Origin of the sequence: Pseudomaricurvus alkylphenolicus (assembly GCF_011683955.1) — a bacterium.
Classification (GTDB): Bacteria; Pseudomonadota; Gammaproteobacteria; order Pseudomonadales; family Cellvibrionaceae; genus Pseudomaricurvus; species Pseudomaricurvus alkylphenolicus.
Genome location: NZ_JAAQPI010000008.1, coordinates 111911 through 133658 on the forward strand (window position 1 = coordinate 111911; position 21748 = coordinate 133658).

20 protein-coding genes are annotated in these 21748 nt (G+C 54.6%); 13 read left to right on the forward strand and 7 right to left on the reverse strand.

Annotation, left to right across the window (positions count from 1 at the left end):
• The first annotated feature begins 18 nt into the window (after nucleotides 1-18).
• On the forward strand, nucleotides 19-1056 hold the full coding sequence (gene gshB, locus HBA55_RS19945; protein ID WP_166995069.1) for a glutathione synthase: 1038 nt from the start codon (nucleotides 19-21) through the stop codon (nucleotides 1054-1056).
• Entirely contained in the window at nucleotides 1040-3115 is a 2076-nt protein-coding gene (locus tag HBA55_RS19950; RefSeq protein WP_166995071.1) for a flavohemoglobin expression-modulating QEGLA motif protein, read from the forward strand. The genes gshB and HBA55_RS19950 overlap by 17 nt, the downstream gene beginning before the upstream one ends.
• Here the strand turns inward: HBA55_RS19950 and HBA55_RS19955 are convergent.
• From HBA55_RS19955 to HBA55_RS19965, 3 genes are read right to left on the reverse strand one after another with little or no spacing between them, the layout of a single operon-like run.
• Nucleotides 3105-3635: a response regulator transcription factor gene (locus HBA55_RS19955; RefSeq protein ID WP_166995073.1), complete on the reverse strand. Its 531-nt coding sequence runs from the start codon at nucleotides 3633-3635 to the stop codon at nucleotides 3105-3107. The two genes, HBA55_RS19950 and HBA55_RS19955, sit on opposite strands and share 11 nt — an antisense overlap.
• Nucleotides 3632-4924, reverse strand: a complete 1293-nt coding sequence (locus HBA55_RS19960; RefSeq protein WP_166995075.1) for an ATP-binding protein — start codon at nucleotides 4922-4924, stop codon at nucleotides 3632-3634. The genes HBA55_RS19955 and HBA55_RS19960 overlap by 4 nt, the downstream gene beginning before the upstream one ends.
• 60 nt (nucleotides 4925-4984) lie before the next feature.
• Nucleotides 4985-7120 (reverse strand): TonB-dependent receptor, encoded by a 2136-nt coding sequence (locus HBA55_RS19965; protein WP_166995077.1) that lies wholly within the window; start codon nucleotides 7118-7120, stop codon nucleotides 4985-4987.
• Between the two features lie 199 nt (nucleotides 7121-7319).
• Between HBA55_RS19965 and HBA55_RS19970 the strand changes: the two genes are divergently transcribed.
• The 7 genes from HBA55_RS19970 to HBA55_RS20000 all read left to right on the forward strand — a co-directional run bounded on the left by HBA55_RS19970 (nucleotide 7320) and on the right by HBA55_RS20000 (nucleotide 13878).
• Nucleotides 7320-8681, forward strand: a complete 1362-nt coding sequence (locus HBA55_RS19970; RefSeq protein WP_338109429.1) for an MATE family efflux transporter — start codon at nucleotides 7320-7322, stop codon at nucleotides 8679-8681.
• Nucleotides 8682-8781: 100 nt separating this feature from the next.
• On the forward strand, nucleotides 8782-10359 hold the full coding sequence (locus HBA55_RS19975; protein ID WP_166995079.1) for a peptide chain release factor 3: 1578 nt from the start codon (nucleotides 8782-8784) through the stop codon (nucleotides 10357-10359).
• Nucleotides 10360-10440: 81 nt separating this feature from the next.
• The gene (locus HBA55_RS19980; RefSeq protein ID WP_166995080.1) at nucleotides 10441-10857 is read left to right on the forward strand and encodes a VOC family protein; all 417 of its coding nucleotides are present in this window, start codon (nucleotides 10441-10443) and stop codon (nucleotides 10855-10857) included.
• A 43-nt stretch (nucleotides 10858-10900) separates the two neighbouring features.
• On the forward strand, nucleotides 10901-11662 hold the full coding sequence (locus tag HBA55_RS19985; protein WP_240946183.1) for a TSUP family transporter: 762 nt from the start codon (nucleotides 10901-10903) through the stop codon (nucleotides 11660-11662).
• Nucleotides 11659-12003: a hypothetical protein gene (locus HBA55_RS19990; protein WP_166995081.1), complete on the forward strand. Its 345-nt coding sequence runs from the start codon at nucleotides 11659-11661 to the stop codon at nucleotides 12001-12003. The genes HBA55_RS19985 and HBA55_RS19990 overlap by 4 nt, the downstream gene beginning before the upstream one ends.
• Nucleotides 12004-12088: 85 nt before the next feature.
• A complete protein-coding gene (locus HBA55_RS19995) occupies nucleotides 12089-13168 on the forward strand; it encodes an AI-2E family transporter (protein WP_166995082.1) in 1080 nt (359 codons plus the stop codon).
• Nucleotides 13169-13206: 38 nt separating this feature from the next.
• Nucleotides 13207-13878 carry a class I SAM-dependent methyltransferase gene (locus HBA55_RS20000; RefSeq protein WP_240946184.1) on the forward strand — a complete coding sequence of 224 codons (672 nt, stop codon included), beginning with the start codon at nucleotides 13207-13209 and terminating at the stop codon, nucleotides 13876-13878.
• On the opposite strand, the gene sthA is transcribed toward HBA55_RS20000, so the two are convergent.
• Together sthA and HBA55_RS20010 are read right to left on the reverse strand one after the other, a co-directional pair.
• Complete coding sequence (gene sthA, locus HBA55_RS20005) at nucleotides 13875-15278, reverse strand: Si-specific NAD(P)(+) transhydrogenase (protein WP_166995083.1); 1404 nt, start codon at nucleotides 15276-15278, stop codon at nucleotides 13875-13877. The genes HBA55_RS20000 and sthA overlap by 4 nt on opposite strands.
• The gene (locus tag HBA55_RS20010; RefSeq protein ID WP_166995085.1) at nucleotides 15275-16147 is read right to left on the reverse strand and encodes an HDOD domain-containing protein; all 873 of its coding nucleotides are present in this window, start codon (nucleotides 16145-16147) and stop codon (nucleotides 15275-15277) included. Before HBA55_RS20010 ends, sthA begins: the two co-directional genes overlap by 4 nt.
• 203 nt (nucleotides 16148-16350) lie before the next feature.
• Here HBA55_RS20010 and HBA55_RS20015 point away from each other — a divergent pair, with 203 nt between their 5' ends.
• Complete coding sequence (locus HBA55_RS20015) at nucleotides 16351-17547, forward strand: response regulator (protein ID WP_166995087.1); 1197 nt, start codon at nucleotides 16351-16353, stop codon at nucleotides 17545-17547.
• 289 nt (nucleotides 17548-17836) lie between these two features.
• A complete protein-coding gene (locus HBA55_RS20020; protein WP_166995089.1) occupies nucleotides 17837-18397 on the forward strand; it encodes a hypothetical protein in 561 nt (186 codons plus the stop codon).
• A 109-nt stretch (nucleotides 18398-18506) separates the two neighbouring features.
• On the opposite strand, the gene HBA55_RS20025 is transcribed toward HBA55_RS20020, so the two are convergent.
• Nucleotides 18507-19109 (reverse strand): peroxiredoxin, encoded by a 603-nt coding sequence (locus HBA55_RS20025; protein ID WP_166995091.1) that lies wholly within the window; start codon nucleotides 19107-19109, stop codon nucleotides 18507-18509.
• A gap of 442 nt (nucleotides 19110-19551) precedes the next feature.
• Here HBA55_RS20025 and HBA55_RS20030 point away from each other — a divergent pair, with 442 nt between their 5' ends.
• Entirely contained in the window at nucleotides 19552-19761 is a 210-nt protein-coding gene (locus HBA55_RS20030; RefSeq protein WP_166995551.1) for a bacterioferritin-associated ferredoxin, read from the forward strand.
• A gap of 223 nt (nucleotides 19762-19984) precedes the next feature.
• Nucleotides 19985-21259 carry an aspartate aminotransferase type Ic gene (locus tag HBA55_RS20035; protein WP_166995093.1) on the forward strand — a complete coding sequence of 425 codons (1275 nt, stop codon included), beginning with the start codon at nucleotides 19985-19987 and terminating at the stop codon, nucleotides 21257-21259.
• Between the two features lie 26 nt (nucleotides 21260-21285).
• Here HBA55_RS20035 and HBA55_RS20040 read toward each other — a convergent pair whose 3' ends face one another.
• Complete coding sequence (locus HBA55_RS20040) at nucleotides 21286-21711, reverse strand: hypothetical protein (protein WP_166995095.1); 426 nt, start codon at nucleotides 21709-21711, stop codon at nucleotides 21286-21288.
• Nucleotides 21712-21748: the final 37 nt, after the last annotated feature.

A 21748-nucleotide genomic window follows, 5' to 3' on the forward strand; every position in this document is an offset into this window, starting at 1 on the left:
TTTCCGGAGGGTGCTGTTATGAAGCTGTGTTTTTTGATGTACCCCTGGGAACGTGTCGAGCCGGACGGTGATTCCACCCTTAGGCTGATTCACGAGGCGGCTTCCCGCGGGCTGACGGTTGCGATTACGACGCCCAACAACTTGACCGTTCGCGACAGTGTCGCTCATGCATTTTGCAACGTTTTGAAGAAAACACCCAAAGTGTCCTCGAATGTAGGCTCCTTTTACCAGCGGGCTGAGTTCAAAAGGTGCAAGCTACCGTTGGCCGGTTTTGATGCCATTATCCTGCGCACCAATCCGCCTCTGGATACTGTGGCACTGAATTTTCTTGATTCGGTGCGCAACGACACCTTTATCATGAACAGTCTGGATGGGCTGCGGGTCGCCAACAACAAGCTATATCCGGCTTCCTTTACTGGCGATGCCAGTCGTTATGTGCCGTCCACCCATGTTTCCAAAAGCCGCGAATACCTTGAGCAGGTGTTGCTTGATTCGCCCCGTGAAAAAATGATCTTGAAGCCTTTGAATGGCTTTGGTGGCCAGGGCGTCATTGTGGTCGAGAAAAATGCGCGTCAGAATTTCCGGTCTCTGCTGGATTTCTACATCGGAGCGGAAAACAGTTCTAACTACGTTATCCTGCAAGACTATGTCGACGGTGCCGACGAGGGGGATGTGCGCATCCTGATGCTCAATGGTGAACCGATTGGCGCCATGAGGCGGGTGCCGGCAGAAGGTGAGTTGCGATCAAACATACATGCCGGAGGACGGGAAAAAAAGCATATCCTCACTCGCGAGGAGAAGGCATTATGCCGGGCCGTAGGGCCACAGCTTGTGCGTGATGGACTCTATTTTGCCGGACTGGATGTCATCAACGGAAAACTCATTGAGGTCAATGTGTTAAGCCCGGGAGGCATTACCCGGATAAACAGGCTCAACCGCGTCAAGTTGCAAGCGCAGATCATCGACTTTGTTCAAAATGTGGTGTCAGCAAAGAATCTGGTGGCTGAGCGCAAGAATGCATTCCGCAAGGCGATTGAAGATGCTGAAATTATCTGAGGCGGGCATCGTCGAGCGGCTGAGGTCGGGAGAACCCTTCGAGGCGACGCTGCTGGATGGATCATTCAGCCTGAAAATTGAGGAGTACGCTCCAGTCATTTGTTCAGCCGTACATGCCGGCGGAAATTTTCGTTCCTCGTTGCAAACTTACTGTGCCCTAAACGAACAAGAGCGTTACTACGAGGAAGACCCGCACACGGATGAACTGATTCAGTCCATGCCCATCACAATTGTGGGTCATGATTCGCGCTACGCCTACGATCTCAATCGCCCTCTGGCCAGATGTATTTACTCGAAAGCCTGGGGAAAGGACGTCTGGGGCAAGAAGCTTCCCGTAAAGGAGCGGCGCCTCAGTACCGAACGACATCGTGCGTTTTATAGAATCCTGGATGTTCTGGTCGAGGTCATTGAAGAGCGTTATGGCGCCTGTCTGGTCCTGGATCTGCATTCCTACAATTTCCAGCGAATACCCGGCGATACTCCCGACTTTAACCTGGGGGTGGAGCAAATTGATATGGACCGTTGGGCTGGAGTCGTGTCCCGGTTACAAAAAAACCTGAGTCGAATTCGGGTGCAGGAGCAAACGACCAGGGCGGCCGTTGACGAGGTTTTCTACGGCCGGGGTTATATGATTTCTCATATTAACAGTCGCTTCGAGAATACTCTGGTGATTCCCATGGAAGTCAAAAAGATTTTTATGGATGAATCAACGGGAACGCTTTACCCATTAGTGTTGAGTGAGCTGAAACAGGGTTTGAAGCAGAGCTACTCAGATACGGCGGCCTACTTCGCTCGACAATTTACCCGACAGAAGAAAACCCGCCGGTCGGACATCTTATCCTCGCAATTGGATTCGGCTCTGTTGAAAGTGGATAAGAAGCTCTATCGGCTGGCCAAGGGTTTGGAGACACTGCAATATATTAATCCAACCAATTTATTGCAGGAGCGAAAGCGTTTCCTGGCGAGGAGAGGTAATTATATCCCGTGCTTCCGTTACCGCCCTTTGGATATCGATCCCTATCAGTTTCGGGAGCAGCTTTATCGTTTGCCGGTTGATGAGATTCGCGATCCGGGGATACAGCAGCTGTATAGAGATGTGGTTGACGGCCTGGCCGCCAAGATCGATCTGCTGGTAAACGCGGGGCAGCCTGAATTTATCTATAGCTCTCTAAAGTACTATGGCGAACCCAGTGTAGTGGACGAGCGCAATGCACGTTTTTTGCTGCACGCAAGGCAATTCGAGTCTGAAGAAGAGCCTTCGATTGATGCTGAAGAGCTAGGCCGACGCTTCAAGCTCCAGGCGCAAATGCAGCAGATGCAATGCAGAATTGAGGTGTCATCCAAACTGGTGGCCGCGGCTATGGTTTCAAACCGCAAGAAAACGGTATACATCAATAAAAGTACTCTGATGTCAGAGCGCCAGGCCGCCGCATTGATGCATCATGAGTTGGGTGTCCATATGGCAACGACGTTGAATGCCATTTCCCAGCCGCTCAAGGTTTTTTCTTTGGGGCTGCCAGGTAATACCATGACTCAGGAAGGTTTGGCGATTCTCAATGAGTATCAATCGGGCAACATGCTACTCAGCCGCATGCAGGTGTTGGCATTGAGGGTGCTGGCTGTGCGCGAAATGCTAGACCATGGAGACTTTCGCCACACTTTTTCCTATCTGCGTGAAGAACAGGGGTTAAGTGATAACGATGCTTTCCAATTGTCAACGCGGGTGCATCGCGCCGGGGGATTCACCAAGGATTATCTCTACCTGAAGGGTGTGGGTAAGGCGCTGGCACTCAGAAGGCAGGTGAGTCTGGCGCCTCTGTTTGTGGGTAAAACGGGTTTCGATTATTTGCCGACCATCAGTGAAATGATCGACCGCGGTATTCTCAAGCCACCTGAGTTTCTACCGCAGGGCCTGACTGAACCCAGCCCCGTCAGTGAGATTCTCGAATATCTGATGGGTGGTATTGAATCCGCAGCAAATAAATTCGACGTCAATGCACGCGAGCCCCTTGCTGTCATTCGACAGCAGTCGGAAGGGGTGATCCAGGCTATTGCTTGACGGGCCGCTTTTGCAGTTTTCGCTGCAGTGTCCGACGATGCATGCCCAGCGCTCTGGCCGTTGCGGAAATATTGCCGTCGTTTTCAGCCAACACACGCTGAATGTGTTCCCATTCCAGTCGGTTGACGGAGGGGGGCGTCGACTGGATTTCCGCTTCGACATCGCCCTCCTGGCGGTCAAACGCCTGCAGAATCTCGTCGGCATCCGCCGGTTTACACAGATAGTTGGTGGCGCCCAGTTTTATGGCTTCCACGGCGGTATTGATGCTGGAGTACCCGGTTAACATCACTATGTTCATCAGCGGTTGATGCTGTTTGAGTTTTGGAATCAGGGCAAGGCCGGATTCTTGTGCCAACTTTAAGTCCAATACGCAACGGTCAATAGAATGTGTTTTGCAATGTTGCAACGCGGTGTCGGAATCCTGTGCCTGTAACACCTCATAACCTCTGCGGCTGAACGCTCTTGCCAGCACCTGAGTGAGTGCCGGGTCGTCATCGACAATCAACAAGGTCTGGTTCATGAGGTCTCCTTAGGACTGTTCAAGGGCAGGTGCAGGGTGGTTTGCACACCTCCCTGCGGATGGTTTTGCATGTCCAGTTTTCCACCATGGCGATCCAGTGCAGCGCGGGTGAGGAATAAGCCCAATCCTCGCCCCTGGCCTTTGTTGCTGACAAACGCTTGCCCCAAGTCCTTTAACCTGTCCGGTTCAATCCCCGGGCCATGGTCCCGAATCGAAAACACCAGATTTTCGCTTGAGCAGTGTGCGTGAACAACAATGCCCTTTGGATTGGCGTCGGCGGCATTGTTAAGCAGATTGCTCAGTGACTGCGACAGGGTTGGATGAAAGTGTGATCGGCACTGCTGCGTAGTTTCTTCGAGGGTAATCTTCGCCTCGACTTCAGGGCGAAGCAATAACCATTCATCAATCACCTGCTGACAAAAATCAAATGCCGTTTCGAGCGGTAAAATGCCATCCTTGAGTTGTGCCGCACGACCGGTCAGACGTTTGAGACTATCTGCGCAGTGCGAAACCTGATTTTGCAACAGCTGCAAGTCTTCCGAAAGGGCGGGAACCTCTCGGTAGTCGCTTTCCATTTCTTTGAGCAGGGCTTTGATGGTAGTCAGTGGTGTACCCAGCTCATGTGCTGTTCCCGCTGCCAGTGATGCTACCGCCAGCAGCTGTTCATCCCTCAATCGGTCTTCCCGCAATTGCGCCAGATCGGCGTCCCTTTGCCTCAGGCTGGCAGCCATCTTGATGACAAAGAATGTAATCAACAATGCGCTGAGCAGGAAATTAAACCACATGCCCACTGTGTGGAAACTCAGGGCATCATTGATGGCCTGACCGCCATGGTGATGGCTGGGTGCGATATCCGGCAGCGGAATACGATAGAAAAACAGGCTGGTGTATAGAAGCAGCGAGGCGATCAGCAACGGCCAGGTCAGGCGCCAGCTTAGCGTCGCCGCAGCAATACAGAGCGGAACCAGATAGTAGGATACGAACGGATTGTCGGCGCCACCACCGAAAAACAGCAGCAGGCTGACACCAATAATATCGATCAGCAGTTGCGTGAAGAACGCGTATTCGGAAACCTTGGGGAAAAAACGCAGCTGCACCAAGGTGGCGATGTTGATCAGGGTCAGCCCCGAGATCACCCAGAGCATGGCGTGATAGGCCAGCGGCAAGGCCAGTTGCCAATAGCAAAATGCCAGGGTGGCGCACACCACCAACAGAAACAGCCCCCGCACCATCAACAGACGGTGCAGGTTAGACCGGGGTGGCGAGGTGGCCAGTGAAAAGCTGCTCATAGCCCAATTAGAACAGTATTGTTACGCCAGTGCCAACTCTCGGCAGTGTTCCGGTGCCTATTACCAGTGATAAGTCAGGCCGAGATTGACGCTGCGACCCGTGCCGTACATTCGCTCACCGACAGCCACGTCTTCGTTGCCCATGACGCGATTGTAGCCGGCGAGGTGATCCTGATAGCTTTTGTCTGCAAGGTTGTCGACGCCGGCGCGCAGTTGCAGCGACTCATTGACGTCGTAGCGTAATCGCAGGTGCACCAATCCATAGCCACCGGTTTCGGCTTCGCTGTTATAGGTGGAGACTTTATCCTGCTCTCCATAGAGTTCGTTGATCAATTGCACCCGCCACTGGTCCTGATGGTAGTTGAGAGACAGGCGGTGGTTGAGAGGGGCGATGCGGTAGAGGTCGTCACTGACATCCGCGCGTTTTCCTCGCACATAGCTCAGTTGACCCGATACGGACCACTGATCAGAAATATTCACACCATAGCTAAGTTCACCACCATAGAGTTCTGCATCCACATTGTTGTATTGCAGAGGTGGATTACCGCCCCCCATCATATTGGCAAACATACCGACAGCATTGTCGATCATCATATTGCCGCTGGCGGCGTAGGGGGTTCCCTGAATGTAGTCCTCGACATCGCGATAAAAAACCTGCAGGGAGGCGTAGCCGCTGTCCGTTCGCAGGTCGATACCCAGGTTGATTTCATCGGCGGTTTCGCTGTCGAGATCGAGATTGCCGATGTAGGTGTGGCCGTCAGCCAAGCCACCGGTCGCTTGCATCGGTAACCACAGATAACGCTCTTGATACGAGGGCGCTCTCTGTTTGCTGGAGAGGCTGGCGTTTAAACTGAGCTGGGGGTCAATTCGGTAGCCGAGTTTGAATACGAGGTCGCGGTTATTATAGGTTTCGCTGCGATCGGCACCATTGAATGCCGTTGCCAGCATGCCGGCCATATTGGTCATCATGGTCATGTTCATCATGCCCATCTGGCCCATACCCATAAACGCACTGACTTCAGCGGCGTCCATTTCAACCCGGTTGATACGCGCACCTAGCTCCCAGGACCAATGGCCCGACTGCTGTTGCCACTCGGCAAACAGGCCATCGATATTGCGCTCAGCGTCATTAAAGTTCTCGATTCTGAACATGGCCATCATGGGGTTGTAGACATCCGCATCGTGGCGGCTCTCTGAGCGGTCCAAACCAAACCGCAGTTCACCGTTTTCCAGCGGCAGGCTCAGTTGCAGGCGGTGCGCGGTCTGTTGACCGCTGGCCAGGGTTTCCCTCGGACCCATCATGGGTTGCGGCCTTTGGCCGAAGTTGTCCATGGCGTGAAAGACGTGGGAATAGCTGCTGCTCCAATGCAGCTTCAGATCGCCCAGACGCGTACTCACGTTAAAGCTGGCCAGATCACTGTCGATGGCACTGATGTCCATCGGCAGCGCCGGGGTGCCGGCTTCTGCGGTATTGTTCTTACCGACTCTGAAGTTGGCCTGGGTATCGCCGCGGGCATAACCGTAGAATACATCATGGCGACGACGTTCGTAGGCGGTGGCATTCAGGTCGCCGTCACCAAACTCACTGTTGTCGGCATGATCGAAGCTGGTGCTGATACCCAGCTTATGGTTCTGATTGGCGCCGGTAACCTGCAGACTGGAGTGGGAACCTTCGTTATGGCTGGTGTAGTTGGTGTGCAGGCGGGCGTTCAGCTCAAGATCGCTGCCTTCACCGAATTCGCCCCGACTGCTGCCGGCCTCGATATGCCCGCCGTAGGTCTCCTGACCCTTACTGACGGAAGCTGGGCCGCGATTGACGGCAAGCTTTTGCAGCAGGCTCGCCGGAATATAGGACAGGGGGCTGTCCATGGCGTTGGGGCCACCGGTAACCACGCTGGCGCCGTCGATACTCAGGTTGATGCGGTCTCCGCTGAGGCCGCGATATTGGACCAGTGCTGTGAGGCCGCCATTGCGGTTGGCGGCGGCTCCGGGGAGGGTCTTGAGTGCCTCCGCAGAATCGGCAGCATCCACATCAGTACCCTTTGCAGCGTGGCTGACCGACAACGGCCACTGGGCCTCTTCGACGGATACCTCCGGCAAATCGCCCGCCCATAACGGGGCGGTGGAGACGGCACCGGCCAGGGCAATGGCGACGGGCAGGGGATGAGGCCGGAGGCGGTTACAGCGGCGTGACATAAGGGGCTCCAGGTTATGGCAATATTGGGTATTCAATCGGGGTCTATGATAGGCAGTTGCGTCGCCTGGTGGCATGCGACACGTTGTCGCAGTGATAGATGAGATCGATGAGATTGACCGGGAAATTGCCGGGATCGGCGATTTCGGTGCACCTGATCCTGTGTTCTAATAGCCCTCCTGTTTTCTGCGCGGATTGATTGTGAAGCAAGCGGTTTCCTTTACCGAAGGCCCGGTGGGGCGTCAGTTGTACAAAATGTCGATTCCCATGGTATGGGGGCTATTGGCCACCATGTCGTTTAACGCCGTCGACACCTTTTTTGTGGCTCAGCTCGGAGCCGATCAACTGGCCGCAATGAGTTTCACCTTCCCCGTGGTGATGGTGGTGACCAGCATGGCGATCGGCCTGGGTGCCGGCACTTCATCGGTGATGGCCCGATTGCTGGGGCAGGGGCAGACAGATGAGGCACGGCAGATGGCGGGTGATACTCTGCTGTTGGGAACACTGCTGTCTGTGATCGTCATGCTGATCGGCTGGCTCACGGTGGAGCCCCTGTTCCTGCTGCTGGGGGCGGAACCCGAGCTGCTGCCGCTGATCGCGGACTACATGAATATCTGGTACCTCAATACCCCATTCGTGCTGGTTCCGATGGTGATGTCGGCGATGATGCGGGCAACCGGCAATAGCGGTGTGGCGGGTATTCTGATGATGGCGGCGGCAATATTTAACGCGGTGCTGGACCCGCTGTTGATTTTCGGTTGGGGCCCGATTCCCAGAATGGAAATCGCCGGGGCCGCCTGGGCCACTGTCCTTACCCGCTTTGCCATGGCGGTGGCGTCCCTTTACTTTGTCGCCTGGCGCCTGAATCTGATGAGCGGGCCTCACAAAGCCTGGGAGGGTCTCAAACGCTCCTGGCAGGGAGTTTTGCATATCGGCCTGCCGGCTATGGGCACCAATATGATTATCCCCTTTGCCAGTGGCATCACCGTGGCCCTGGTAGCCAGCCATGGGGTGGACGCGGTGGCCGGCTTTGGCGTGGCCATGCGGATTGAACCCGTGGTTTTGATTGCCTTCTATTCGTTGTCCGGAGTGGTCGGGCCCTTCTTGGGTCAAAACATGGCGGAGCCCTATCGCCATCGCCAGCAAGAGGCACTGAGAGTGATCCTGCGTTTCTGTCTGGCGTTTGGGCTGGCCATGGCGGTGCTGTTGTGGCTGGTCGGAGGCACCGTCAGTCGCTGGTTCAGTGATTCCGCGGAGGTGGTCGCTGTGGCGGTTGCCTACCTGGCAATCGCCCCCATCAGCTATGGGCTCTATGGGCTGGTAATGTCCATCAATGCCAGTTTTAACGGTCTCGGCAAGCCGTTTCCCGCGATGGCTATCTCCGTGTTGCGGGTGCTGATCCTATACCTGCCGCTGGCGTTGGCGGCGCAGGCGCTGTGGGGATTAACCGGGCTGTTTGTGGCTACTGCCTTGGCCAATGCCATTGCCGGTGTCATTGGATATTTCTGGTTGAAGCGCCAGCTGCACCAGAGCGCTTTGCAACCTGCCCAGGCTTCGGGTTAAAGACGCATCCAAAGCTAAAATACCGGGACTGGCCGGGGGATTATCGCTATAATCCGCGCCCTTTGAAGCCCTTATTCGACGCACTGTTTTTTGATGCCCTATGAGTATTCCCGAGTCTGATCTGGCCAAGCGCCGGACGTTTGCGATTATTTCCCACCCCGATGCCGGTAAGACCACCATTACCGAAAAATTACTGCTGTTCGGGAATGCCATTCAACACGCGGGTACCGTTAAGGGCAAAAAGGGCCCTCACGCCAAATCCGACTGGATGACCATGGAGCAGGAGCGGGGCATCTCAGTAACCTCCTCGGTGATGCAGTTTCCCTACCGCGAGCGCGTCGTCAATCTGCTCGATACCCCGGGGCACGAGGACTTCTCCGAAGATACCTACCGCACTCTGACGGCCGTGGATTCGGTACTGATGGTGATTGACGGCGCCAAGGGTGTGGAAGATCGAACCATCAAGCTGATGGAAGTGTGTCGCCTGCGTGATACGCCGATATTGTCGTTCGTTAACAAGATGGACCGGGATATCCGTGATCCGATTGAAGTTATGGACGAGATCGAAGAGGTCCTCAAGATCTCTGCGGCTCCGATTAACTGGCCCCTGGGCATGGGTAAGGAGTTTAAGGGGGTTTACAACCTCTACACGGATACCATTCATGTCTTCCAGCAGGGCATGGGCCACACCATCAACGATGACCTGCGTATCCAGGGCATCGACAGCGATGAGGCCAGTGAATTGATGGGTGCCTACGCCGATGATATTCGCGAGGAAATTGAGCTGGTGCGTGGTGCCACCCATGAATTTGATGTGGAAGAGTACCTGGCAGGCCGTATGACTCCCGTGTTCTTCGGTACCGCCCTGGGCAATTTTGGCGTCCGGGAAATGCTCGATGGCTTTGTGGAATGGGCTCCGGCACCTCTGGGGCGCCAGGCGGCCACCCGCGCTGTTGAGGCCGAAGAGGCGAAATTCAGTGGTTTTGTGTTTAAGATCCAAGCCAATATGGATCCCAAACATCGCGACCGTATTGCCTTTATGCGCGTCTGCTCGGGCAAATACACCAAAGGCATGAAGATGCGCCATGTGCGTATCGGCAAGGATGTGAAAATCGCCGATGCTGTGACCTTCCTGGCGGGGGACCGCAGTCATGTGGAAGAGGCGATGGCCGGCGATATTATCGGTCTGCACAACCACGGCACCATTCAGATTGGCGATACCTTCACCGAAGGCGAGGGCCTGAAGTTCACCGGCATTCCTCACTTCGCGCCAGAGCTGTTCCGCAAAATCCGACTTAAGGACCCCCTAAAGACCAAACAGCTGCAGAAGGGCTTGCAGCAGCTGTCTGAGGAGGGCTCCACCCAGGTGTTTTTCCCGATCCACTCCAACGACATTATTGTCGGCGCGGTTGGGGTGCTGCAGTTCGAGGTGGTGGCCTACCGCCTCAAGGACGAATACAAGGTGGAGGCGATCTACGAGCCGGTCAGTGTCAATACTGCCCGCTGGGTAGAAACCGAGGACGAGAAAAAGCTGGAAGAGCTCAAGCGCAAGGCGGGCGAAAATCTGGCGATTGACGGCGGTGGCCACCTGACTTACCTGGCGCCGACACGCGTCAATTTGTCCCTGGCTGAAGAACGTTATCCGGAAATTGAGTTCCATTCCACCCGCGAACACTAAGCGCTGATCAATCCGCGCAAGCAACCATGCCGGGCGCCTATACTTGCAGTAGAGATTCTGCTTTTGTATGGGAGGTCCGCCATGATTCCACGCCTGACTCACCTTGCTCTGCACGTCGAAGATGTTGAAGCCTGCATCGACTTTTACCGGGATTTCTGCCAAATGCGTGTGTGTCATCGCCGTGAAAGCGGCTCGCAGACGATAGTGTGGATGTCTGAACCCGGGCAAGAACAGAGCTTTGTGTTTGTGATGATGGATAAGGGGCATCGGCTTGAGCTGCCGGAACGGGATTACCGGCACTTCGGCTTTGCGGTGGAAAGCCGCGAGCAGGTAGATCTTCTGGCACAAAAGGCCGAGCGTGAGGGCTGCCTGTTGTGGCCTCCCCGTGAAGAAGCCTTTCCTGTGGGTTACTATTGTGGCGTTATGGACCCGGCGGGTAATCAGGTGGAATTCAGCTATGGCCAGCCTCTGGGGCCAGGCGCGCCGAGTCTGGAATAATGCGGAACAGATGTCCGTGGGGCCGGTTGATTAAGGAGTTGCTTTGCCGCTGTTGGATATTTCTCCCTGGTTGTTTCTCGTTCTCACCCTGGCGGCGTTCGTTGCAGGCTTTATCAGTGCCATCGCCGGCTCTGGTGGGCTGATTATTCTGCCGGTGTTGCTGGGTGCCGGAATACCTCCACTTCATGCGCTTGCCACCAATAAATTTCAGAGTGTTTTCGGAACCTTGTCGTCGGCACTTAACTTCCTGCGCAAAGGGCATATCGATCTTGGAAACATGAAGGCTTCACTGTGTTATGCCTTTATCGGGGCCTGCTTCGGAACTCTGGCGGTGCAACAAATGGATCCCGAATGGTTGCGACGTTTGCTGCCTCCACTGCTGATTGCGCTGGCACTGTACGTGGCGTTTTCACCAAGAATGTCTGATATCGATAGTGAGCCCCGCTGGAGTGAGCGTCACTTTGACCCTGTGATTGGCGGTGGAATCGGGTTCTATGGGGGTTTTCTGGGGCCGGCCATGGGGTCGTTCTACGCCGTAGCCTTTTCGTCCCTGCGGGGGTTTAATCTCAGGAAGGCTACGGCGCACACCAAGCCATTGGTGTTGATCACCAACACTACCTCGATGGTGATTTTTATGCTCGGCGGCTACATTATCTGGCCTCTGGCAATTGCCATGGCGGTGGCGCAGTTTGTCGGTGCAAGGTTTGGTTCCCAAATGGTGATCCACCGCGGTGCGGCTTTGATCCAGCCCGTATTGGTGGTGATGATTGTGTTGTTGGCTATCAAATTGATGGTGTTTCCTTGATTCTGTTGCTATCCATCCTGTTTAGCACCTTGCTCTGTCTGGTGGTGGTGGGTGTATTGATCTGGGTGCGTACGCCCCATTACCGCCTGGACGAAGCCCAGGTCGCGAGACTGCTGGAATGGATGCTGTTGGGACAGGCGACGGAAAATGATTGGCGCGTGTTCTGCGACATTCCCATTCGTCATGACGACTTTCTGGAATCCATTCGCATTCGCTGTGTGGAACTCGATGAAAAACACTTTATCGGTGACAGTCACGGCGGACGCTTGTTGTCCGCGGAGGGCCTGGAGCAGTTGACTGAGCTGTTACAGCAAATCAGAACTCGCCAGAGTAATTCTTGAAGGAGACGTAAATCACTTTACTCCTGCCGTTTGCTTTGGAATTATGGCTCGGGAATTCGACTGTCGTTCCACAAAAGGACGTGTTATGACTATTCAGCAATCACCGATCGCCCGTTTTCTGATATTAACGGCCGCCTTTGTCGTAATTGTGGCGGGTATGCGTACGGCCGAATCCCTGCTGGTGCCATTTCTGTTGTCCCTGTTTATTGCGGTGATCTGCTCGCCCCCCCTGTTGTGGTTGAAGCAAAAAGGCGTTCCCTCGGCGCTGTCGCTGACAATCATTATGCTGTCGATTGTCGGCATAGGTCTGGTGATCGGTATGGTGGCGGGGTCATCCATCAACGACTTTCGTGGCGATCTGCCGGAATATCAAAAGCGACTGGAGGTGATAACCCAGCAGCTGCAACAATTCTTGCACGGTTTGGGCATCGAGTTAAACGAAGAGCAGTGGCGCCAGAGCTTTGATCCCGGTGTGGCACTGGCATTGGCGGGCAACACCCTGGCCTCGTTCGGCAATGTCATGGGCAACGCCTTTATGATTCTGTTAACGGTGATTTTTATTCTTGCCGAAGAGGTTCGCTTTGGCGACAAAATGATGTCTGCGCACCCGAACGCAGCCCGCACGGTTACCGCTATGGGGCGCTTTACCCGCAGCGTCAATCAATATATGGCCATTAAGTCGGGCTTGAGTCTGCTGACTGGCTTTCTTGCCATGACGTGGTTGTGGATACTGGGCGTGGACTATCCTGTTCTGTGGGGGATGTTGGCTTTTCTGCTCAACTTCGTGCCCAATCTGGGTTCTATTCTGGCGGCTATTCCCGCGGTGTTATTGGCCTTGATTCAATTGGGGGTGCCTGATGCGGCACTGACGGCTGCCGGATACGTGGTTATTAATGTGATGGTCGGCAATGTGATTGAACCCAGAATGATGGGGCGCGGATTGGACCTGTCGACTCTGGTGGTGTTCTTGTCCCTGGTGTTCTGGGGCTGGGTGTTGGGGCCTGTGGGTATGTTATTGTCGGTGCCTCTGACGATGACAGTCAAAATTGCGCTGGAGAGCTCAAATGAAACCCGCTGGCTCGGTGTTATGCTTGGATCCGGCCGGGATATCAGCACTGAACAGGTTGGAGAACCCGCCGCCCAAAGCGACCCTGAGACGCTATAATGCCGACACGTTATGAGCTTTACGGATAGCAGCAGATTTTGATCAATACCCGCCTGACCGACATCGTTCTGGAGATTCTGCCCACCGCACGTATCGAAACCCTCGATCTGGGTAACGGCACGGATATTCAGCTGTACCTGATGAATGAGGATTACCCCCAGGGCAAGTTGCCTCAGGAGGCCGCGCTGAAACTCATGGAGCAACCCTACTACTGGGCGTTCTGCTGGGCGTCGGGTCTGGTCCTCTCCCGCTATATTCTCGATCATCCCGAACTGGTGCGAGCAAAGCGTGTGGTGGATTTTGGCTGTGGCTCGGGCGTGGTAGCGATTGCCGCTGCCCGCGCAGGTGCCGCCGAGGTGGTGGCCTGTGACATCGATCCGGTGGCGCAGCTGGCGACGCGAGAGAACGCAGCGCTCAACCAGGTAGAACTGACGATCAGTGATGATTTTGACAACATCCAGGGACATGTGGACATCATCATCGTGGCTGACGTTCTCTATGATCGCGAGAATCTGCCCTGGCTGAGGCGTTTTGTGGAGCGCGCCGACGATGTGCTGATTGCGGATTCCCGGGTCAAGAATTTTGATTTCCCGCCTTACCAGCAAATTGACCGGCGTGAAGGTTGTACAATGCCCGACCTGGATGAATCCGCTGAATTTCGCGATGTTCGTATCTATCGTGCCAATCCCGGTGCCAAGATTCCTGTCTAATAGGCGTTGGGGTTTTCGGAGCGCTGGCCAATAATCGCCAGTGCCGCTACTCGATAGGCTTCTGCAAGAGTGGGAAAGTTAAAGACGCTTTCCACAAAGATGTCGACATCCGCGTTGGACAGCATGCCCATCTGGCCAATGTGAATCAGTTCCGTGGCACCTTCCCCGGCGATCATGACACCCAGAATGCGACGACCTTCGCCATCGCAAATTATCTTCAGCATTCCTTCTTCGACGCCGGAGATATGGCCCCGGGCAATCTCGCGAAAGTCCGCTTTGCCGACCAGCACGCTACCATATTCCTGGCGCGCCTGTTCTTCCGTCAGGCCGACCGCTGAGAGTTCGGGAATACCGTAGATACCAGAGGGGATCATCTGGCTCATCTCACCGATGTTGAGCCCCAGTGCATTACAGCTGGCGCGACGTCCCTGCTCCATGGAGGCTGAGGCCAGTGACGGGGGGCCGATAACATCGCCGGCGGCATAGATATTGTCGACTTCGGTGCGAAGTTCGGCATCGACACTGATCAGGCCGTGGTCATTCAGACTCAGTCCGGCGTTTTCTATCGCCAGGCTTTTAATGTTGGCGATGCGTCCGGCCGCGCAGAGCATTTTTTCGCTCTTGACCACACTGCCGTCTTCGCACTCGGTCACCACTTGAGACAGTCCATCCCAATACACCTTGTTGACCTGGGTGCTGCCCATCCAGGTGCCGCCCATTTCCTCAAAGGCATGGGTAAAGGTATCGGTAAGATCGCTGTCCAGAAATCCCAATGGGCGAGGGTACTTGTCAATCATGGTGACCTTGACCCCCAGTGCCTGGAAGATGGAGGCGTATTCGCTGGCAATGACACCGCCTCCCAGAACCGTCAGGCTCTTGGGCAGGTAGAGCATGGACAGGATCGAATCGCTGTCGAGAATATGCTCGTGATCGATGGGAATATTGTCCGGCGTACGGGGGAACGAGCCGGTGGCAATAATCACGTGCTGACATTCGATCTGCAACGGCTCTCCCCGGACCTGATCCACCTGTAAATGGGTGCGATCAACAAAGCGCGCGCGACCGTGAATCAAATCGATGCCATTGCGCTGCATTTGTTGTTGCATGTAGGTGTCGTGGGCTTTCAGTACCAGATCCAGACGATCAATCAGCGTGGCCAGCTCCGTCTCTTCCGCCAGCTGGAAGTTGGCCAGGGCGGCGTTATGGCGCATATTGCGCACTCTCAAGGCGTTCTCGCGCAGGGTTTTGGAGGGAATGGTGCCACGGTGCACACAGGCGCCGCCCAGGAGCTTGTCGCGTTCGATCAGGGCGACACGCTGCCCAGCCTTGGCCGATTGCACGGCCGCTTTCTGTCCCGCCGGGCCGCTACCGATTACCACCACATCAAATTGGCTGTTCATGATTCTGACATGGTCTCCATCGTGCTATAGACATCGTCCCTTTTGTCCAACAGATCCTGCACTTCATCCTGATAGAGATTCAGGTCGGCCAGAACTTCCAGCGCCAGCAGTGAATCTTTCGGTGTTGTCTCGGGGTCGAGCATATGGTGAGCAAAGCAGGCTGCTGCGTGAACCACCTGTGTCTGTTCCACCGCGTGGGGCGCATTCTGGTAGTCGTGAAAATACTTGAGGGCCTCACAAATGATCAGTGGCATTTCCCAGGCCTTGAGAACGCAAAGGCCAACACTGAGATTCAGCAATTCTTCGAGGGTAATCGCATCGTCTTGTGTCAGTTGAAGCTGTTGTTTTTCTGCCTCGTCACAACTGGCCTGCAAGGTCACCGGGCGGCCAATGGAATGCAGCAGGCCACACAAGAAGGTAGCTTCCACATTAATCCGGCACTGGCGGGCGATTTCTTTCGCCCAGAGCCCGGTGGCGAGTGCGTGCTTCCAGGTGTCGGCTATGCGTTGTTCGTAGCCGGGTGCTTTGAACATTTTGGTGTTGATGGAGGCCGCCACGGCAATGTCGCCAATCAGGTTCATGCCGAGGCGCGTAATCGCCTGCTGCAGAGATACCAGAGTGGCATTGGGGCTATAGGCCGCCGAGTTGGCGATGCGCATGACGTGGGCTGCCAACGAGGGGTCGCTCTGGATCAGCTGTGCCAGATCCACCGCGTCGGACTCAGTGTCCTGGCTTAGGGCAATCACTTTGCTGGCAACTTCAGGTAGTAGAGGGACCTCCAGATTTCCACTCTTTCTCTGATCGATAACGGCTCTGGCGATGGCTTTGCCGTCCTCGGACAGATCGGCGGGGGTGGCGGTGACAGGCATAATATTATTGTCTCTTTAGATGCAGTCTCACTTTGCAGCATACAAAGGAACTCTTCCGCCCGCCACCGTTCGTCGCCTCTAAGTTGCAAATATAACCCTTATGTACTAATGGTTAATCTATGCTCCCCGAATGTTACAAACCCGAGGGGGCGTCGGTGGCCTGGCTGCTGTTACCTGAGAGTTAACCTAGGGAGGGGAAGGGTTTGAACGCACCTAAAATCCTGCTGCTGAGCCTGTGCGACCAGACACCGGCTCTGGATTTAATCACCAAACGCTTTGAAGTCACCTGCGTCGCCAGCCTCGCCGATGCGCTGGTCCTGGCGGGCGAGCTGGAGTATAAGTTGCTGTTGTGCGACCTTACCTCCCGCATCCCACCGGATTTCAGCTGCCTGCAACAGCTCAACGACTTTTCCAGGGAACAGGAAAACTTTCCGCCGGTTGTGGTGCTGTCCTCTTCCCGCGAACTGCGGGATTCTCTGCAAGCCTTCGAATTGGGGGTGGCCGATTATATCGGCCCTGAGATATCCATGGAGGAGGTCTGCGCCCGGCTCAATCGCACCATTTACCATCAGATTGCCAGTGAGCAGCTCAAAGACCGCTTGCAAGAGGCCAATGCCACCGCCTATAGCGTGATGAGCGACAACAGCGATCTGGGCTCCAATATCCAGTTCTTGCTGGGTGTGAACCGCTGTGACAATCTGGACCAGCTGGGCCAGATGTTCTTCACCACAGTTGAGCATTATCGCCTGTCCTGCAGTCTGCAGATGCGCAGCCTCTACCAGACCAAAAATATGGAGGCCAACGGTATGGCCAAGGATCTCGAATCTGAGCTCTTGAGCCAAATGAGGGATGCCGGTCGTTACATAGATTTTGGCCGCCGAACCATTGTGAATTATGGCCAGGCTTCGCTGCTGATCCGCAATATGCCGTCACCCAATGACGCCCGCTATGGAGCGATCAAAGATAACACCTTTGCGTTGATTCAGGGAATCGACGCCCGCATCAAAGCGCTGGATGAGCACGCCAAGTTGTTGGAAGAAAAGCAGGCGCTTGAGAAGTTGTCACAGGACGTAAAACTGGTGATGGCGCAGATAGATGATTCTTACCAGGGGGTGATGCGGCATATCGTAGATACCGTGGAGGAAATGGCGGAAAGCATACAGCGGCGTATTCCCACTTTGGCGCTGAGTGAGGAGCAGGAATATTTCTTCGAAGATGTAGCGGCCAATGCAGTCTCCGAAACCAATAAGATCTTTAACCAGGGTTTACACGTGGATGAATGCTTTCAACGTCTGTCAGAAACCATGGACAGAGCACTGGTGAGCCTTTCACACATCGATGAAATCGGCGCGCCACCGGTTGAAGAGACTGATGAAAGTGGCAGCGTAGACCTGTTTTAGAGACAGGCAATTCAAAATAGATCGAGTCTGAACAGGCTCGGTCATGTCGTCTATTTCCCTGTTTTTTGAACTGTGTCCCACTGCGAGTGCATAGAATCGCGCATATCTAGAAAAAATTTGTATTAAGTCCCTTCTTCTTTCGAGGTTACACTGGCAAAGTATGAACCCTTGACAGCTTGGTATGCACATAATGCTCATAGGCTTAGCGGGTACATCCATTACAGGCTTTTTAGCGAATCCGGGCACGGAATCGGCCCGGTAATTGCGAATTAACGAAGGGGAGTGACCATTGGAGGCGGCCAGCGATAACAAGGACTTAATCTGGGATCTCGATAATTTTCATCAGCGCCAGCGCGCTATCGATTTTGTTATGGGGTTTGAGAATCGGCTATGCGTGTATTCAGATTCTGTAGAGCAGCTCTATACCAATTACAACATTTTCTTTCCCAAAGAGGAGGACCGCCGACTGGTGATCCTGCCTAATCCCTACGCTCATCACGATATATTTCACAACCTGCCTGCAGAAGCGGTGACGGCCACCGGATTAAATATCATTCCCGGAGATATGGTTGGTAAAGAGGGGCTATACCTGTTGATCCCCTTCAAGGGAGGCAAAACCCGCTATCGTGCGGTGCCCCTGCAAACCGGACTCAGAGTGATCAACCAAAAAAGGCCGACTGATCAGCCGCTGCTGCCGGTCTTGAAAAAGGGAGATTTGAGAGAGTTGGAGGCGAAAACGCCGTGTCTGCATCTGCACTGCATCCACCTCAAGCGATTGACGCTGATGTCGACGTTAGAGGCGCGTGGAATTCAAAGCGTCATTGTCGAGCGTTTGAAAGACATCAATTGAGGTCTCTCGCTACATCGAGCTCCCTGCCAATAAAAAAGGCCGCAATCTGCGGCCTTTTTCGTGTACCCCATTAGGGGGCGGCTATCTGCCTGAGCAAGTCGCCTAAACCTTACAGGTTGTCAGCATTCTCGCTCAGGTAAGCGGCAACACCGTCAGGAGAGGCGGTCATGCCCTTGTCACCTTCTTTCCAGCCCGCTGGACAGACTTCACCGTGCTCCTGGTGGAACGCCAGGGCGTCAACCATACGCAGCATTTCGTCAACGTTGCGGCCGAGAGGCAGGTCGTTAACCACCTGGTGGCGAACCAGGCCGTCCTCGTCGATCAGGAAGGAGCCACGGAAGGCAACGCCGCCTTCAGACTCGACATCATAAGCCTGGCAAATGGCGTGAGTCATGTCAGCCACCAGGGTGTACTTGACGGGGCCAATGCCCCCTTCGTTTACGGGGGTGTTACGCCAGGCGTTGTGGGAGAAGTGAGAGTCGATGGAAACACCGATCACTTCAACACCGCGCTTGGTGAACTCTTCGATGCGGTGGTCAAATGCCAGCAGCTCGGAAGGACAAACAAATGTGAAGTCCAGAGGATAGAAGAAAACAACCGCTTTTTTGCCTTTGATGGCTTCAGACAGGGTGAAAGTGTCAACGATTTCGCCGGAACCCAGAACCGCCGGAGCAGTGAAGTCCGGAGCAGCCTTACCTACTAATACGCCCATGAATATTCTCCTTGAAAAGCACAGGTTGGCGCCGACGACATGCCGACGCATTTGCAAATGAAACTGACCAATAATGATAGCAGCCAGAGCGAACGCTGCCGGTCTGCAGAAATCCCCATTGCTGTTAAGCGGCCCATTAGACCGGGCGCCGTCCATAAGATCAGGCACAGTCTATGAGGTCGGGGATAGCCAATAGCAGACGGCTATAATACACAGCTGATTTTGCCTGTCCTATTAATTTTTTATATCGCTTTGATTGCGCCTCGATGCCCGTTCGAACCTGATGCGCCGACATTCATATTGGTGGGATTGTGCACGCCTGACCAAAACCTTGATGTAAGTCAAAACGAAATGCGAAACACTCTCAGTTATTATTGACAATAATTCTCGTTTTCAATAGTATGAGCACCATTGACTGACACTATTGAGCCCATTTGCTGCCATGTACGTTTGTTTGTGTAAAGGTATTACCGACAACCAGATCAAAGACGCCGTTTTTGGCGGGGCCTCTTCGCTGCGCGAGGTGCGCAAGCAGCTGGGTGTGATGAGCCAATGTGGCAAATGCGGCATTATGACCAAGCAGATCGTTGAAGAAACACTGGCCACTCCTACCGTGCAAGAGCAGGAAAACCTGTTTTACGCCGTTAACTGACAGATCTCCCTCACTCTACACAACACTTTCCCTTCTTTATTTACAGATTTTCCGGCTGGTTCCCTCCTGGACACGTGTGTCAGAGACTCACTCGCGGTCCCGTATGGCAGGCATCAGGGTGCGATGTCACATTCTCATCGATGAGGTTTATGAGTATAATCCGCGCCGATTTTTGTCTCTGTGCGTCATCAGTGACGCAGCCCAGCCCCCGAGGATTCGAACAGTGCACCTGGATCAAGCTACTCCGGAACAGCTACGCCAATGGGAAGCCGACCTGGCCTCCGAATATCAAGCCCTTAAAGCTCAGGCTCTTAACCTGGACTTGACCCGCGGTAAACCCTCGTCTGAGCAGCTGAGTCTGTCGGATGCGCTCGATGGCCTCCTCAATGGGAGCTATATCAGTGCCGACGGCACGGACGTACGCAACTATGGCGGCCTTGAGGGAATCCAGGAGGCTCGCCAACTGGGTGCCGATATACTCGGTGTCGATGCAGCCAGGGTCCTGGCCGGGGGCAACAGCAGCCTGACCATGATGTTTCAGGCGGTCCTGGTGGGATACCAATTTGGCTACCAAGGCGCCGAGAGCGCCTGGAAAAACCTTAAGGCTCCCAAATTCCTGTGCCCGGTCCCCGGATATGATCGTCACTTTTCCGTCTGTGAGCAATTGGGTATTGAGATGATTACGGTACCCATGACGGCAACCGGCCCAGACATGGATAAGGTTGAAGCCATGATCAAGGCCGATGAGCAGATCATCGGCATGTGGTGTGTGCCCAAATACTCCAACCCGACCGGCGTTGTGTACAGCGATGAAACGGTCGAGCGTATGGCGGGATTGGGCAAAATAGCCAATCCGGCGTTTCGTGTCTTCTGGGACAACGCCTACGCGGTACACGATCTCAAGCAACCTGCGCCACAGTTGGCGAGCATTATGGCTGCCTGTGTTCGGCAGGGCACTGAAGACTCTGTGCTGCAGTTTGCCTCAACGTCCAAAATTACCCATGCGGGTGCGGGTATCGCGTTTATGGCGGGCAGTGAAACAAACCTGGCGGCATTCAAGCAGGTGTTGGGGATTACCACCATTGGCCCTGACAAGGTCAACCAGCTGCGTCATATGAAACTGCTGCCGAATATGGAAAGCCTCAGCGCTCATATGGCGAAACATGCGGCAATAGTTGCACCACGGTTCGCCTGCGTGCTCGAAAATCTTGAGCAGGCTTTTGCCAATACCGACCTCGGTCGCTGGGAGAAACCCCAGGGTGGGTACTTTATCTCCTTTGATACTCAGCCGGGTTGTGCCAATGCGGTGATCCGGATGGCGGCGGAAGCCGGAGTCAAGCTGACCCCGGCCGGCGCCACCTACCCCTACGGCAATGATCCCGCGGATTGCAATATCCGCCTGGCGCCCACAGTGCCCAGTGTTGCCGATGTGGATCGCGCCATGAAAGTCTTCTGTGTGTGCGTCAAGCTGGCGAGCGTCCGAGCTCGCCTGAGTTAAAGCAAAGGGGTTAAAGGGGTTCGCGGCTATTCGTCGCGAGCCTCATGACGCTCCATACGTCGCTGCATGCGTTCATACATTTTCACAGGCAGGCCGTTTTGGGCCAGATCCATCTCTTTGACCAATGAGTTGTCCTGGGTCACGATGGTCACCCGGTAGCCGTCCTGGGTGGAGCTGATATCCCCTACCTGCAGATTTTCGTTGCCCTTCATAATCAGACGCGCCTCGACCAGAGTCCGGATCTGATCGGCACTCAATTGCCGCTCCATCATCTCCCGAGGGTTGCCTCCCATCCAGCCGCGGTGATGTTTCATCATGCCTCCGCGGTGGTGACGGCGTTCGCAATCACCGCCTTCAGCGCTTTCTTCGGCGAAGCTTAAGGGGGCTGCGCTGACACTCAACAGTGCGGCGAGAGCCAGAGCTATCTTGGAGGATGCAATAAGTGGTTTCATCGTTGAATTCCTTCTATTTCCGTAGATTTGGAATGTT

Coding starts and splice junctions, on each gene's coding strand:
- gshB (WP_166995069.1), top strand. CDS start 19: ATGAAGCTGTGTTTTTTGATGTACCCCTGGGAACGTGTCGAGCCGGAC.
- HBA55_RS19950 (WP_166995071.1), top strand. CDS start 1,040: ATGCTGAAATTATCTGAGGCGGGCATCGTCGAGCGGCTGAGGTCGGGA.
- HBA55_RS19955 (WP_166995073.1), bottom strand. CDS start 3,635: ATGAACCAGACCTTGTTGATTGTCGATGACGACCCGGCACTCACTCAG.
- HBA55_RS19960 (WP_166995075.1), bottom strand. CDS start 4,924: ATGAGCAGCTTTTCACTGGCCACCTCGCCACCCCGGTCTAACCTGCAC.
- HBA55_RS19965 (WP_166995077.1), bottom strand. CDS start 7,120: ATGTCACGCCGCTGTAACCGCCTCCGGCCTCATCCCCTGCCCGTCGCC.
- HBA55_RS19975 (WP_166995079.1), top strand. CDS start 8,782: ATGAGTATTCCCGAGTCTGATCTGGCCAAGCGCCGGACGTTTGCGATT.
- HBA55_RS19980 (WP_166995080.1), top strand. CDS start 10,441: ATGATTCCACGCCTGACTCACCTTGCTCTGCACGTCGAAGATGTTGAA.
- HBA55_RS19995 (WP_166995082.1), top strand. CDS start 12,089: ATGACTATTCAGCAATCACCGATCGCCCGTTTTCTGATATTAACGGCC.
- sthA (WP_166995083.1), bottom strand. CDS start 15,278: ATGAACAGCCAATTTGATGTGGTGGTAATCGGTAGCGGCCCGGCGGGA.
- HBA55_RS20010 (WP_166995085.1), bottom strand. CDS start 16,147: ATGCCTGTCACCGCCACCCCCGCCGATCTGTCCGAGGACGGCAAAGCC.
- HBA55_RS20025 (WP_166995091.1), bottom strand. CDS start 19,109: ATGGGCGTATTAGTAGGTAAGGCTGCTCCGGACTTCACTGCTCCGGCG.
- HBA55_RS20030 (WP_166995551.1), top strand. CDS start 19,552: ATGTACGTTTGTTTGTGTAAAGGTATTACCGACAACCAGATCAAAGAC.
- HBA55_RS20040 (WP_166995095.1), bottom strand. CDS start 21,711: ATGAAACCACTTATTGCATCCTCCAAGATAGCTCTGGCTCTCGCCGCA.